Here is a 12,461-nt window from a genome sequence, read left to right on the forward strand (position 1 = left end):
TTACCTATGGATTCATTATCTAAATTATCACGCCGCGGGTTTATATTTAAAAGTGCATTAGGTGTGGGTGCCTTAACACTGGGCTCAACCTTATCGGCAATTGCTAATCTTTCCGCTCAGCCTAAAAAGAAACTGGGCATTGCCCTGGTTGGCTTGGGTAGCTACAGCACTGGGCAATTAGCACCGGCTTTGCAGCAAACACAAAACTGCTACCTGGCAGGTATAGTTACCGGTACGCCGCAAAAAGCGACAGACTGGGCACAGCGCTACAACATTCCGCAGAAAAATATTTACAACTATCAAAACTTTGATGAGATAGCTAAAAACCCGGATATCGATATTGTGTATGTAGTATTGCCGGTTTTTCTGCATAAAGAATATACCATCCGCGCAGCCAAAGCGGGTAAGCATGTAATATGCGAAAAGCCGATGGCGCTAAACGCCCGCGATTGTGAAGAAATGATTGCGGCCTGTAAAAAGGCCAACCGTATGCTTTCTATTGGTTACCGCCTGCACTTTGAACCCCATACTATTGAAGTTATGCGCCTGGGGCAAAAACAGGTTTTTGGCAAAATAACCGGCATAGAAAATGCCAACGGCTTTACCTATAACGGCGACCCCAATGCCTGGCGGTTAAAGAAAGCTTTAGGTGGCGGCGGGGGCTTAATGGATATGGGTATTTACGCTATACAAGGTGCCCGCTATACCACAGGGCTCGAACCTATTGCCGTTAAAGCCACCCAGGAGAAAACCCGCCCGGATTTTTTTAAAGAAGTTGATGAAACCATATTCTGGGAGCTAGAGTTTCCGGGAGGGTTAAAAACCAAGGGAAAATCGAGTTACAATAATAACTGGGGTTATTTAAGAGCAGAAGCCGAGCACGGTAAATTTGAACTGGAACCAGCTTATGGTTATGGGCCTATCCTGGGTAAAAGTTCAAAGGGGGTGATCGATTTTCCGCAGATTAATCAACAGGCTGCACAGATGGACGATTTTGCAAAATGCGTTGCCACCGGGAAACCAACCCGTGTGCCGGGCGAAGAAGGGGTAAAAGATATGCGCGTGGTTGATGCCATTTATCGCAGCCTTGATTCGGGTAAGCAGGAAAGGATAGTGTAGTACGTATCGGTAAATAGTACCACAATTGCTGTAACTAATACCAATATTACAGGTGATTAACAGGGTACATTTGTTGAATATCAAATTAAAATTAAGATGGAACAGAAACTCCCCTTACCACCGTTCAGCTTAGAAACAGCCAAGCAAAAAGTGCAATTGGCAGAAGATGCCTGGAACAGTAAAGACCCTAATAGGGTATCATTGGCTTACACTGTTAATACCGAGTGGCGCAACCGTTCGCAATTTATTAACGGCCGCGAAGAGGTTGTAAAATTTTTGACTGAAAAATGGCAACGTGAACTGGATTATAAACTAAAAAAAGAGCTTTGGGCTTTTACCGATAATAAGATTGCCGTACGATTTGAATATGAATGGCATAATACTGAAGGCCAATGGTTTCGCGCTTATGGCAACGAGAACTGGGAATTTAATGAAAACGGCCTGATGGCAAAGCGATATGCCAGCATTAATGATGTAGAAATTAAAGAGGAAGATCGCCGTGTGTTTTAATTATGTAATTAATTATTAACTAAAGGGTTAGTAATTGAACTGAGCCTTTCTTTGTTGATTTTTAATTAATATATTCGGGGCACACCATCACACCTACCTTAAATATGGCTTTAATCGTTCAGGTCAGGCAAATTAAAGTTGCTGAAACCAAAACTACAGAGTTGCGATTTATTAAAGCTGAGGCTTCGGCCCTTAATACTATACTAATATTACCTGCTTTGGGTGTGCCCGCAAGTTATTACGACCGCCTAATGAAAAGTTTGGCCCGAATGGGAAGGTCGTGCGCTGTAATTGATTTACAGGGACAGGGTAAAAGCTCGGTTAAAGCAAGCAAGCGGTCTAATTATGGTTATCGTGATATTTTAATAGAAGACATTCCTTCGGCAATAAATGCAGTAACCAATTTATTTGATTCCCCCGTTGATTTATTAGGCCATAGCTTGGGTGGGCAACTGGCTTGCTTATACTGTACCTTGCTGGATGAACGAGTTTCGGGCTTAATTCTTTGTACAAGCGGTTCGGTATATTATTGGTCATGGCCAGGCTGGCAAAAGCTTAGCGTTTTAAGTAAAAGTCAATTTGCACGGTTGTATGCCTGGATAGTGGGGTATTTTCCCGGTGCAAAATTTGGTTTTGGCGGCGATACCTTTCAAAAACTAATTGACGACTGGGGGAGGCAGGCCTTAACCGGGAAATACAAACTTGCAGGCAGTTCCTTTAACTGGGACCAGCGGCTTCGCAAGGTAACGCTGCCTGTTTTAGCTATACACCTCGATTCTGATTTTCTGGCCCCTCCCGGTGCGGTGCGGCATCTGTGTAATAAACTTACATCGGCAAAACAGAAAATTTGTTATATCGAAAACTCTGCTTTAGATCATTTTAACTGGCTGCGCCGGCCCGATGTTTTTATCGAAGCCATTGAAAGCTGGTATGGCCAGATCCATCAGCATAATTACTCGACTCCGTGAGAGTTGAGCGGTTGAATTGTTGATTAAGTTAAGTGGTTCTTGTAGGTTGATTGAGTTGAATTGTTGATTGAGTTAGATTTAGTTTAAACAAGAGGCCTGACTACTCAACCCAATCAACAATTCAACATAATCAACAAAAATTACGGCTGAAAAATTTGAAGCAAATTACCGCAGGTGTCTTCAAACCTTACCAGCGTAACCGGGCCAAATTTTTCTGGCTTACCTTTAAAAACTACACCCAGATCCTGCATTCTTTTGTACTCAGCCTCAATATCTGCAACCACAAAAGCATTTGCGGGGATGCCTGCATCAAACAGCGCTTTTTGGTAAACCTTTGCCGGTTCAAAAGCCATGGGCTCTAACACTAATTCTGGACCGTTTTCAGTTTCGGGCGATACCACGGTGAGCCATCTGTACTCGCCCATTGGTATATCATGTTTCACCACAAAACCTAAAATCTGGGTGTAAAACTCCAGGGCTTTTTGCTGGTCTTGTACCATTACGGTACTCAGTTGTATTTTCATAATAACAGGTATTAATTAGTTTCCTTTTCCAGGTAATTTTTGATAGATGTGCCTATAATATAAGTCCACCCGGCTTCGAAATTCGATTTTGCAAAATCAGCAATCGGCGGAAATGTTTCCAATCCTTCGTGTGTCAACTTTAACCGGGTTTGGCTGTCTTCGGGTATCAGTTCAAACGTCACGAACGAATTGCCTTCATAGCCCTCATATCGCCAGCTGTGGGTTAGCTTTTGGTAAGGCACAACTTCGGTTACTGTACATAAATGTACAAAAACGCGGCCTTCGTTTTCGCCCTTAAAGGTAAATTCAAATCCCACCTCGGGTTTAAATCCAGGGATATCAAAATACCATTGCTTCATATCATCTGCATTGGTGATGGCTTTCCAGACCCTTTCAACGGGTGCATTTAGCACACGTTCAATTACAAATGGTTCATGTTTCATCTTTTATTTTTTTGATGGTTTATGTTTAATTGGTTGATTATCATTTGCCAGAAATGTTTCAAGGGCATCTAACTTACCGGTCCAGAAAACCTGGTATTGCGCAATCCACTCGTTTACTTCACGTAACTTTTGCAGCCGGGCCTCGCAAAAACGCTCGCGCCCTTGTTGTTTAATAGTAATGAGGCCACACTCGGTTAGTATCTTAATGTGTTTTGATATAGCGGGGCGGCTAATATCAAAGTTATCGGCTACGGCATTGAGGTTTAATGGCTGGCGCGCAATCATATTAATGATTTCCCTGCGGGTAGGATCAGCAATGGCCTGAAACACGTCTCTTCTCATCATAACTACTTATATGTAACCGAATGGTTAAATATATAAGTAACCATTCGGTTACGCAAATTTTTCAGCAATTTTTCTCTTAAAACAGATGTATCGCCATTAAGCAAAACTTGAGTATTATTGCATTATACTATCGCTAACACCATGAGTATAAAAGTAGTGGCATTTGATGCCGATGATACCCTTTGGGTAAATGAGCCCTATTTTCGCAAAACCGAGGAAGCTTTTTGTCAATTACTGGAAGGCTATTTATCGATGCACGACCTGGAGCGCGAACTGATGCGCACCGAGTTGGATAACCTGCCGCTTTATGGTTACGGCGTAAAGGGCTTCACACTATCAATGGTCGAAGCCGCCATCCGCATTACTTCGGGTACTTTAAGTGTAGAGATTATCGATAAGATTTTAGACCTGGGTAAAAGCCTGTTGAATGAACCTATTGAACTGCTTGATGGTGTAGAAGAGGTGTTGGAAAACCTGCAGGGAAAATATCGCCTGGTTGTAGCCACCAAAGGCGATTTACTTGATCAGGAACGTAAACTGCGTAAATCGGGTCTGAGCAAATATTTTCACCACATCGAAATTATGTCTGAAAAAGATGATGCCAATTATCTGAAGCTGATCCGCCATCTGGATATTAAGCCCGAAGAATTACTGATGATTGGTAATTCGCTTAAATCGGACATATTGCCCGTATTAAATATCGGTGGTTCTGCTATTCATGTACCTTATCATATTACCTGGGCGCATGAACAAATTAACCATACGATAGAGCACGAAAAGTTCCGTACGGTAGAACAGATCAGCATTGTATTAACCCATTTGTAACAGTTAAATTGCTAATTAGCTGATTAAGCAATCAGCAAAATTACTATCATTGCAACCTCTACCAATTTGCTCGTATTTTATGAAAAACGTCCTTGTCCTGCTCGCGATTCTATCTTTAGGATTTCGTGGTGTCGCCCAAAACAAACAGCCCAATGTGATCATTATTATGATGGATGACATGGGTTATGGTGATACCGAACCTTACGGCATGACACAGATACCCACGCCAAGCTTTAACCGCTTAACGCGCGAAGGCACACGTTTTACACATTACAATGCGGCTCAACCTATTTGTTCGGCATCACGTGCTGCGCTGCTAACCGGTTGTTATTCGAACCGGGTAGGCATGACCGGCGCCCTACTGCCCGGCGATAAAAGAGCCTTGAACCCGGATGAAGAAACCATTGCCGCTTTACTTAAAAATGCAGGTTATACTACCGGCATGTTCGGCAAATGGCATTTGGGCAATAAGGCACCTTACTGGCCTACACATTATGGTTTCGATACTTTTTATGGCATCCCCTACTCGCACGATATCTGGAACCGCGATAAAGATGGTACCCTGATCACTAATAAAAACGACATCCGTTATACCTGGCCGCCACTGCCATTGATAGAAGGCGATAAAATTGTTGATTCGATCACATCAAAAGAAAAGCTTTCTGAACTGGCTACGCATTTAACAGAGCACTCTATCCGGTTCATCAAACAAAATAAAAACAAACCTTTCTTTTTATACCTGGCGCATACTATGCCGCATGTTCCGCTTGCGCCGTCGGCAAGGTTTAAAGGTAAAAGTGATCTGGGCGATTTTGGTGATGAGATTATGGAGTTGAACTGGTCGATAGGTGAGATCTTAAAAACACTAGACGATGAAAAGCTGACCGATAATACAATCGTTATTGTAACCAGCGATAATGGCCCCTGGTTAAATTATGGCGATCATGCAGGTTCATCGGGCGGCTTCCGCGAGGGTAAATCAACCTCATGGGAGGGCGGCACGCGCGTTCCGTTATGGATCCGCTGGCCGGGAAAAGTAGAGGCCGGAGGTATCAACAGTATGCTAATGACCAATATGGATTTGCTGCCAAGCATTGTGGCTGCCACTGGCGCTAAATTGCCTAAGAAACCAATTGATGGCATTAACTTTTTGCCTGTTTGGCTGGGTAAAACCACAACAGACCCGCGCGAGGTTTTCTATTATTACTTCGGCAAAAATAACCTCGAAGATATCAGGTACAAACATTGGAAACTGGTATTACCGCATTCATCTGCAACCTATTCGGCACTACATGGCAAAGGTGGTGAAGGAGGTAAAATTGGCCGTGTTGATGCACCAATGGCCTTGTATGATCTGGCACATGACCCGGGCGAATCGTATGATGTACAACAAAACTACCCCGAAATTGTGAAGAAAATGCTGGAGTTGGCCGAACAAGCCCGCGACGATATGGGCGATGACCTGACCAACCGGGAGGGTAAAAACCGGAGAAAACCGGCCACCATTAATTAACACTACTTACAGCAAAGTAGATTCAATGGTACTGTTTAATAATTGTACCTGCTGCGCCAGTATTTCTGTTTTATAACGTTTAACCTGTTGCTCGTCGGTAAACTGGCGGGTTTGTATTTTGCCTTGTACATATACCAGCTGGCCTTTTTTAAGCAAGGTTTCGTCTTCTACAAAATTCTCGGGAATTTTGATCTGATGCCATTCTACATGTTCAACCGAGGTGCCGTTCTTTTTAATAAACTCGGTGGTAACCATCGGGAAACATAACATCTTAGGTTCGTTGTTTGCCGAATGCCAGCGTGGTTCTTTACCAATATACCCAACCAAAAAAACTTTGTTAATTCCGGAGTTACTTAGCATTCGTTTTGTAGGTTAGGCTTAAAAAATGACTTCGAGAGGGCGAGCTTTTCCATGAAAAAACTGATATAGCGTTTTAAATCGCTGCTATCAATTTCAACCATAACCAGGGTATCATCAAAGCCTTCGGCCATTTGTACAGGCTCGCTTTTGATGCTGAAATATTTGTCGACACTACCTGATAGCCGATTTAAAACCCGTTTGCTTTTTAAAGGTATAAGGGTAATGCTTTCGCTTGCATCAGATGTGTTAATGCCATTTGCTTTTGATGCGCAATATTTATAGCCTTCTATTATCAGAAAGTCTAATAAGATGGGGGTCAGTAAAGTTTTCAAAATTGGCTACAATTAACAGGAGTAAATGTAAGCTTGTTGAAAAATACCGAACACGTATTAATACCTGCAATTAAGCCGTGGTAAATACTCGTTTTTAGCGAAAAGTTTAATTTATTGTCAATTCAGTTAAAAAAACTGAATAATTACAGGAGGATTGTTGACACAAAAATTAACTGATTATGCCATTAAGCAAAGCAAACCTGATAAGCGCAGCGGTGTTACGGGTACCTGTTTTATCAATCATACTTTGGCGATGGCCTTCTATGGTACGTTTGCTGGTAAAAAGTTTATCGGCAATTTCCTGGTTGGTAAAGCCTTCGGCAATTAAGGTAAGTACCTCGGTTTCGCGTTTAGAAAAATCAACATCCGAGCGGTTATCCAGTATCATAATATCGCGCCCCTGCGAAAGCCGGTCTAACAGGCGCATAGCCAATTCGCTAAACAGGTAATTACCGTCGGCATAAATATGCTTTATGGCAAATATCAATTCATCGGGGCTTGTGTTTTTAAGCAGGTAGCCGTTGGCCCCGGCTTTAAAGGCTTTGGCCACATATCGCTCATGATCGAGCATGGTAAGCATAATAATTTTAGCGTTGTACCCTGCTTTTTTCAGTTCGGCAATTAACTCGAGGCCGCTTAAACCCGGCATATTAATATCGGCTAAAATAATATCTGCCTTGGTACCCGAATTAAGTATTGTTAATACATCGTTACCGCTTACGGCCTCGCCTACAATTTTAAATTTAGGCTCTTTCTCCAATAATGATTTAACCCCGTTTCGTACAATCTTATGGTCTTCTACTAAAATAATATCAATCATATTGATTTGTTAACAACGGCATAGCCCGCGGGTTTGCCCTCAGCATCAAAGTATTGTAATTATTACATAATTGAAAAAGGTTATTACTGTTGCCAATAATAACCTTTTTCAATAAGCAGAAGAACTTATGTTTAACTATTTTTTATAATAATACTTTCTATCACGTTAACAACATGCTCGCATTTATCGGTTGCACGTTCAAGCGAAGCCAGTATCTCGCTGTATTTAATAATTTCAAGCGCATCAGTTTCTGTATCCAGTAAATGGGCAAGTGCTTTATTATATACCTGGTCTGCGTAATGCTCCAGCTGTTTTATATTGGTGCAATAATCTGTAATGGTATCAACGTTTTTAAGGTCGTTTAAGGCATCAACGCATTTGGTAAGCAAGGTGCAGCAATCAACAATAATACCGGCAAGCTCCTTAATTGGCGAATTAACTACAATATTATAGAAGTTGATACGACGGGCCGCTACATCAATAAAATCTGATACGGCATTTATTGATGATGCCAAGGCATACATATCATCGCGGCTAAACGGAGAGATAAACGCCTTGCCTGATACTACCAGCACCTGGTGTTTAATACTATTGGCTTTTTCTTTTAAACGGCCAATATGGTTGAAGTTCATTTTTTGATCCTGCAGATCAGATGATCCGGCAGCCTGATAAAGCAATGCTGCCATATCATAGCTGTTGCTTGCAGCCTGGTTAAATAAGCCGTAAAATATCTGGTTATTATTAGGTAATGCCTGGCCGAATATGGACGTTTTCATTAAAATTATTTTATAGCTGTAATATAGCGAAACTATCAATGCTTGTTACCATGCCGTCAATTTATACAAAGCGGGCACAGTACACAATTCCGTGCAAAGAAACTTATAAAATTTAGGTTTTGCACAAAATCCACGTTAATCAATTGTTAAGTTAACAGGATTTGTGAAGATTGGATAAGCCAACAAAGCTGTATTTTGAAAGTTATTATAGTATAGGTTACTGTTTTTAATGTTTTATGAAACCCGCAGATCATATATCTGTTATGCTTTAACATATATTATCATAAAACACGATTAAAAACATCTCTTATGAAAAACTTCAAGGTATTATTAATCCCGGCATTGTTGAGCATATTCTTTGTGCTTACTTCGGCAAAAGATGCGGGTAAGGAAAACGAGCGGATAACCAAGTCGACAACGGTAGCAAAAGAATTCATAAAAATGAAGGAAAGCATACCGGAAGCGCTTTTAAAACAGGCAGAAGGTATTGTTATTATACCTGATATGATAAATGCCGGCCTTGCAGTAGGTGGTAAACGTGGTAAAGGCGTAGCCATGGCCAGAACAGCATCGGGCAGTTGGAGCAACCCTGTATTTGTAACCTTTACAGGAGGTAGTTTCGGTTTACAGGCAGGTGTACAATCTGTTGACCTGGTACTTATATTTAAGCACAGAAGTATCCTGAACAAAGTAAACAATGGCGACTTTACAATTGGCGGCGATATCTCTGCAACAGCAGGCCCGGTTGGCCGTAGTTCTACAGCCAGCACAGATGTTAAGCTCGATGCCGAAATCTATTCCTACTCACGCAGCAAGGGCTTGTTTGCCGGTTTAAGCGTTAACGGATCAAACATATCTATTGATAAAAGCGCCAATGCCAATTTCTATGGTTCGGCTGCAAACTCAAAAGTTATATTTGAAACAAGCAAAAGCCCGTCGGCAAATGTTACCGAGTTAAAAGCTGCTTTAATAATGTAATTGCACAAACCAGTTACACTATTCAATTATGCTTTTTGAATAAAAGGTATAAGATTCAGGAATGTATAAAGCCAAAAAAAGCACCAGCCTAATAAGCTGGTGCTTTTTTAATATTAATAACGGCTGCCGCCGCCTCTGCTGTTACCACCTTTTGAACCGCCGCCGTAGCCACCGCCACCGCTGTTGCCGCCACGGCTAAAGCCGCCGCCGCCACCACCACGGTTGCCGCCGCCGAAGCCGCCACCACCACGACGATCGCCGCCACCACCAGATTTACGCTCTTCAGCCTGGCTAACTGCGATACTTCTGCCGCTTACTTCGATACCATTTAAGCCATCAATAGCTTTTTGGGCGCTCTCGTCATCAGACATCTCAACAAAGCCAAAACCTTTGCTTCTGCCGGTTTCTCTGTCGATAATTAATTTTGCTGAGCTCACTTCGCCGTAAGCTTCAAATAGTTCTCTTAAATCTTCTTCCTTTAACTGGTAAGGCAGACTTCCTACAAAAATGTTCATTAATTCTAATTTAATACATGTGTGGCTTTTTAGGCCTTTTTCCTTTAACGCGAAAAAAGTAACAATGTTTCTTTAATCCCCTGCAATATATAGATAAACTTCATAAAAAAGCAAAATATCAAAATTTAAACATTTTTTGATACCCTACTGGCAAAACAACCAATATTTATGGCTGATTATAAGCTTTTTACAGTTAAATACTATAAATTATTTCAGCATAAAAATTATCTTTTAAATTAAAAAAGGCTTTAAACAAAGCCCTTTTCAATACTATAAAATTAATGTTTACGCCTTTTATTGCCCAACATCATACTTAAGCGTAATGGTTGGTAGCAGGGTAGCCGTATCAAGCGGTATCTGGTTATGGGTTAAAACAGGGCTGCGCTTATTATAATATGCCAAAAATGCCTTGGTTGCCGCAGCATCTGCATTTGCCGGCACATTAAAACTAATGGTAAACGGCAGTATAAAATCGTGCAGTTTTTCGCCATCGGGCACTATCCATTTATGATCTGTTTTTTTGAGCAGATCTGCAGCCGGCTGCGCCAGTACAAAATCATCAGCGTAATAAACAATCACTTTTTTGATATTACCCTTTTGATCGGCAGTGAATTTTAAGATCACCGTACCGGCAGCGTTTTGCTGCTTGATATCAGTAGATACGGCAAAATTGTTTTTAAAAAAGTCTGTCATTACCTGCTGCCCGCCCTGAAACGGGAAAGCAAGTTCTTTCTGTGCCATTGCCATGCCCGATATCATCACGGCCGCAAATAGCGTAAATAGTTTCTTCATTTAATTAATCAACCTTTGGTTCTCGTTTACTGCCATCGTACAACTCGTACTCCAGCAACCGGCAATCCAGTTTACCATTATAAAATTCAATACGGCGCTTTGCAGTTAATCCCACTTTTTTAGCCAAATCGGGGTTACCTGTAAAAACATAACCTTTATAGCCACGGCATTTTTGCTTTAAATAATCACCAATGCGTTTATAGGTGATCTCTAACTTGGTGTGCACGCCAAGTCGCTCGCCATATTCGGGATTAAACATTACAACGCCGCCCATTTCAGGTACTTCTGTGTCGGCAAAATCACAAACAGCAAATTCTATCAAATGTTCTACACCTGCAGTATTTGCATTTTTGCGGGCAATGTCAACAGCATCGTCTGAGATATCTGTAGCTATGATTTTAAAATCCAGTTGCTTAATGGCTTTATCTTTTAAGATACGTCGCTGTGCAAAAAACACCTGCTCATCGTAACCCATAATGTGCATAAAACCGTAGTTCATCCTGAAAAAGCCCGGAGTTTTTTCGGTAGCCATCAGTGCAGCTTCGATAGCCAGCGTGCCCGAACCGCACATCGGATTAATGAATGTACTCTTTTTATCCCAACCGGTAGCCATAATGGTACTTGCAGCCAAAGCTTCGAGCATTGGCGCTTTACCCGGTATTTTACGGTAGCTGTGTTTGGCAATGGTTTCGCCCGATGTATCAATAAATATATCGGCCTTATCATCCTGCCAGTACAGGTGAAAAACTGCTTTATTTTGATCGGCACCCGAATCCGGCCTTATACCTTTGATCGATTTAATCCTGTCGACAATGGCATCTTTCACTTTCACATTCGCAAAAAGCGGCGTGCGGATATGCTCGTTATTTACGTTTGAAGTGATAGAAAAATAGCCCGAAAAATCGATCAGTTTTTCCCACTCAATGGTAACCAGCTCTTCGTAAAGAGCCTGTGGGTCAGCAGCGGTGAAGCTTTTTAACAGATACAAGATCTGGCTGGCGCATCTTAAATTAAGATTTAGCGTAATACAATCGTTAACCGTGCCCAATAATTCGACCCCGGTTTGGAAGCTGCGCTTTATTTCAAAGCCTAACGCTTCTACTTCCTGCTGTAAATAAGGCGATAACCTTTTATTGCAGGTAATGATGATTTTACTCTCTTCTTGAAAAACTTGCATGTGGAGGGCAAATTTATGAATTAAAAGTGTATGAATTTATTTGTTAAACATTAACTTTACATTTCAAATTTTGATACATGGATATTAAAGGAAAAGTACACGAAGTATCTGCAACTATGCAGGTTACAGACAGCCTTAAAAAAAGAGAGCTGATTTTAGAATATATTGAGAACCCGCAGTACCCTGAGTATATCAAATTCGAGGCCATTCAGGATCGTTGCAACTTGTTAGACAGCGTTAAACCAGGCGATAATGTTGAGGTGTCTTTTAACCTAAAAGGCCGCCCCTGGACAGACAAAACCGGTAAAAAAACATATTTTAACTCATTACAATTGTGGAGAGTTACGCAGGTTGGCGGCGCTACAGGTGCTACCCCAGAGTATGCCCCACCGGTTGATTTGAGCGCAGCGCCGGATGATGACGATCTGCCATTCTAAGAATCTTTCAACCTAAATAATAAAAGT

17 protein-coding genes are annotated in these 12,461 nt (G+C 41.6%); 7 read left to right on the forward strand and 10 right to left on the reverse strand.

Annotated features, from left to right (window positions below; genetic code table 11):
- Positions 1–6 precede the first annotated feature (6 nt).
- The 3 genes from PQO05_RS01175 (at position 7) to PQO05_RS01185 (ending at position 2,597) form a co-directional block, all read left to right on the forward strand.
- A complete protein-coding gene (locus PQO05_RS01175) occupies positions 7–1,119 on the forward strand; it encodes a Gfo/Idh/MocA family protein (RefSeq protein ID WP_273630807.1) in 1,113 nt (370 codons plus the stop codon).
- Positions 1,120–1,215: 96 nt separating this feature from the next.
- On the forward strand, positions 1,216–1,629 hold the full coding sequence (locus PQO05_RS01180) for a nuclear transport factor 2 family protein (protein WP_273630808.1): 414 nt from the start codon (positions 1,216–1,218) through the stop codon (positions 1,627–1,629).
- A 104-nt stretch (positions 1,630–1,733) separates the two neighbouring features.
- Positions 1,734–2,597 carry an alpha/beta hydrolase family protein gene (locus PQO05_RS01185; RefSeq protein WP_273630809.1) on the forward strand — a complete coding sequence of 288 codons (864 nt, stop codon included), beginning with the start codon at positions 1,734–1,736 and terminating at the stop codon, positions 2,595–2,597.
- Positions 2,598–2,737: 140 nt separating this feature from the next.
- On the opposite strand, the gene PQO05_RS01190 is transcribed toward PQO05_RS01185, so the two are convergent.
- The 3 genes from PQO05_RS01190 to PQO05_RS01200 are packed head-to-tail and all read right to left on the reverse strand — an operon-like array spanning position 2,738 to position 3,909.
- Complete coding sequence (locus PQO05_RS01190) at positions 2,738–3,121, reverse strand: VOC family protein (protein WP_273630810.1); 384 nt, start codon at positions 3,119–3,121, stop codon at positions 2,738–2,740.
- 11 nt (positions 3,122–3,132) lie between these two features.
- On the reverse strand, positions 3,133–3,564 hold the full coding sequence (locus PQO05_RS01195) for an SRPBCC family protein (RefSeq protein ID WP_273630811.1): 432 nt from the start codon (positions 3,562–3,564) through the stop codon (positions 3,133–3,135).
- A 3-nt stretch (positions 3,565–3,567) separates the two neighbouring features.
- Positions 3,568–3,909, reverse strand: a complete 342-nt coding sequence (locus tag PQO05_RS01200) for an ArsR/SmtB family transcription factor (protein ID WP_273630812.1) — start codon at positions 3,907–3,909, stop codon at positions 3,568–3,570.
- A 141-nt stretch (positions 3,910–4,050) separates the two neighbouring features.
- On the opposite strand from PQO05_RS01200, the gene PQO05_RS01205 reads away from it, so the two are divergent.
- Entirely contained in the window at positions 4,051–4,734 is a 684-nt protein-coding gene (locus tag PQO05_RS01205; RefSeq protein ID WP_273630813.1) for an HAD family hydrolase, read from the forward strand.
- 79 nt (positions 4,735–4,813) lie between these two features.
- Complete coding sequence (locus PQO05_RS01210) at positions 4,814–6,247, forward strand: sulfatase family protein (RefSeq protein ID WP_273630814.1); 1,434 nt, start codon at positions 4,814–4,816, stop codon at positions 6,245–6,247.
- Between the two features lie 6 nt (positions 6,248–6,253).
- Here the strand turns inward: PQO05_RS01210 and PQO05_RS01215 are convergent, their stop codons facing one another.
- From PQO05_RS01215 to PQO05_RS01230, 4 genes are all read right to left on the reverse strand, one after another.
- Positions 6,254–6,607 (reverse strand): single-stranded DNA-binding protein, encoded by a 354-nt coding sequence (locus PQO05_RS01215; RefSeq protein WP_273630815.1) that lies wholly within the window; start codon positions 6,605–6,607, stop codon positions 6,254–6,256.
- The gene (locus PQO05_RS01220; RefSeq protein WP_273630816.1) at positions 6,601–6,939 is read right to left on the reverse strand and encodes a hypothetical protein; all 339 of its coding nucleotides are present in this window, start codon (positions 6,937–6,939) and stop codon (positions 6,601–6,603) included. Before PQO05_RS01220 ends, PQO05_RS01215 begins: the two co-directional genes overlap by 7 nt.
- 169 nt (positions 6,940–7,108) lie before the next feature.
- Positions 7,109–7,759 (reverse strand): response regulator transcription factor, encoded by a 651-nt coding sequence (locus PQO05_RS01225; protein ID WP_273630817.1) that lies wholly within the window; start codon positions 7,757–7,759, stop codon positions 7,109–7,111.
- Positions 7,760–7,890: 131 nt separating this feature from the next.
- Positions 7,891–8,535 carry a DUF47 domain-containing protein gene (locus PQO05_RS01230; protein WP_273630818.1) on the reverse strand — a complete coding sequence of 215 codons (645 nt, stop codon included), beginning with the start codon at positions 8,533–8,535 and terminating at the stop codon, positions 7,891–7,893.
- Positions 8,536–8,844: 309 nt separating this feature from the next.
- On the opposite strand from PQO05_RS01230, the gene PQO05_RS01235 reads away from it, so the two are divergent.
- A complete protein-coding gene (locus tag PQO05_RS01235; protein ID WP_273630819.1) occupies positions 8,845–9,513 on the forward strand; it encodes a lipid-binding SYLF domain-containing protein in 669 nt (222 codons plus the stop codon).
- A 113-nt stretch (positions 9,514–9,626) separates the two neighbouring features.
- Here the strand turns inward: PQO05_RS01235 and PQO05_RS01240 are convergent, their stop codons facing one another.
- The 3 genes from PQO05_RS01240 to PQO05_RS01250 form a co-directional block, all read right to left on the reverse strand.
- On the reverse strand, positions 9,627–10,028 hold the full coding sequence (locus PQO05_RS01240; RefSeq protein WP_273630820.1) for an RNA recognition motif domain-containing protein: 402 nt from the start codon (positions 10,026–10,028) through the stop codon (positions 9,627–9,629).
- A gap of 294 nt (positions 10,029–10,322) precedes the next feature.
- Positions 10,323–10,820: a hypothetical protein gene (locus PQO05_RS01245; RefSeq protein ID WP_273630821.1), complete on the reverse strand. Its 498-nt coding sequence runs from the start codon at positions 10,818–10,820 to the stop codon at positions 10,323–10,325.
- Between the two features lie 4 nt (positions 10,821–10,824).
- On the reverse strand, positions 10,825–11,997 hold the full coding sequence (locus PQO05_RS01250) for a THUMP domain-containing class I SAM-dependent RNA methyltransferase (protein ID WP_273630822.1): 1,173 nt from the start codon (positions 11,995–11,997) through the stop codon (positions 10,825–10,827).
- Positions 11,998–12,074: 77 nt separating this feature from the next.
- Between PQO05_RS01250 and PQO05_RS01255 the strand changes: the two genes are divergently transcribed.
- The gene (locus PQO05_RS01255) at positions 12,075–12,434 is read left to right on the forward strand and encodes a DUF3127 domain-containing protein (RefSeq protein WP_273630823.1); all 360 of its coding nucleotides are present in this window, start codon (positions 12,075–12,077) and stop codon (positions 12,432–12,434) included.
- Positions 12,435–12,461 lie beyond the last annotated feature (27 nt).

Source organism: Mucilaginibacter jinjuensis (assembly GCF_028596025.1).
Classification (GTDB): domain Bacteria; phylum Bacteroidota; class Bacteroidia; order Sphingobacteriales; family Sphingobacteriaceae; genus Mucilaginibacter; species Mucilaginibacter jinjuensis.

Coding starts and splice junctions, on each gene's coding strand:
- PQO05_RS01175 (WP_273630807.1), top strand. CDS start 7: ATGGATTCATTATCTAAATTATCACGCCGCGGGTTTATATTTAAAAGT.
- PQO05_RS01180 (WP_273630808.1), top strand. CDS start 1,216: ATGGAACAGAAACTCCCCTTACCACCGTTCAGCTTAGAAACAGCCAAG.
- PQO05_RS01185 (WP_273630809.1), top strand. CDS start 1,734: ATGGCTTTAATCGTTCAGGTCAGGCAAATTAAAGTTGCTGAAACCAAA.
- PQO05_RS01190 (WP_273630810.1), bottom strand. CDS start 3,121: ATGAAAATACAACTGAGTACCGTAATGGTACAAGACCAGCAAAAAGCC.
- PQO05_RS01195 (WP_273630811.1), bottom strand. CDS start 3,564: ATGAAACATGAACCATTTGTAATTGAACGTGTGCTAAATGCACCCGTT.
- PQO05_RS01200 (WP_273630812.1), bottom strand. CDS start 3,909: ATGATGAGAAGAGACGTGTTTCAGGCCATTGCTGATCCTACCCGCAGG.
- PQO05_RS01205 (WP_273630813.1), top strand. CDS start 4,051: ATGAGTATAAAAGTAGTGGCATTTGATGCCGATGATACCCTTTGGGTA.
- PQO05_RS01210 (WP_273630814.1), top strand. CDS start 4,814: ATGAAAAACGTCCTTGTCCTGCTCGCGATTCTATCTTTAGGATTTCGT.
- PQO05_RS01215 (WP_273630815.1), bottom strand. CDS start 6,607: ATGCTAAGTAACTCCGGAATTAACAAAGTTTTTTTGGTTGGGTATATT.
- PQO05_RS01225 (WP_273630817.1), bottom strand. CDS start 7,759: ATGATTGATATTATTTTAGTAGAAGACCATAAGATTGTACGAAACGGG.
- PQO05_RS01230 (WP_273630818.1), bottom strand. CDS start 8,535: ATGAAAACGTCCATATTCGGCCAGGCATTACCTAATAATAACCAGATA.
- PQO05_RS01235 (WP_273630819.1), top strand. CDS start 8,845: ATGAAAAACTTCAAGGTATTATTAATCCCGGCATTGTTGAGCATATTC.
- PQO05_RS01240 (WP_273630820.1), bottom strand. CDS start 10,028: ATGAACATTTTTGTAGGAAGTCTGCCTTACCAGTTAAAGGAAGAAGAT.
- PQO05_RS01245 (WP_273630821.1), bottom strand. CDS start 10,820: ATGAAGAAACTATTTACGCTATTTGCGGCCGTGATGATATCGGGCATG.
- PQO05_RS01250 (WP_273630822.1), bottom strand. CDS start 11,997: ATGCAAGTTTTTCAAGAAGAGAGTAAAATCATCATTACCTGCAATAAA.
- PQO05_RS01255 (WP_273630823.1), top strand. CDS start 12,075: ATGGATATTAAAGGAAAAGTACACGAAGTATCTGCAACTATGCAGGTT.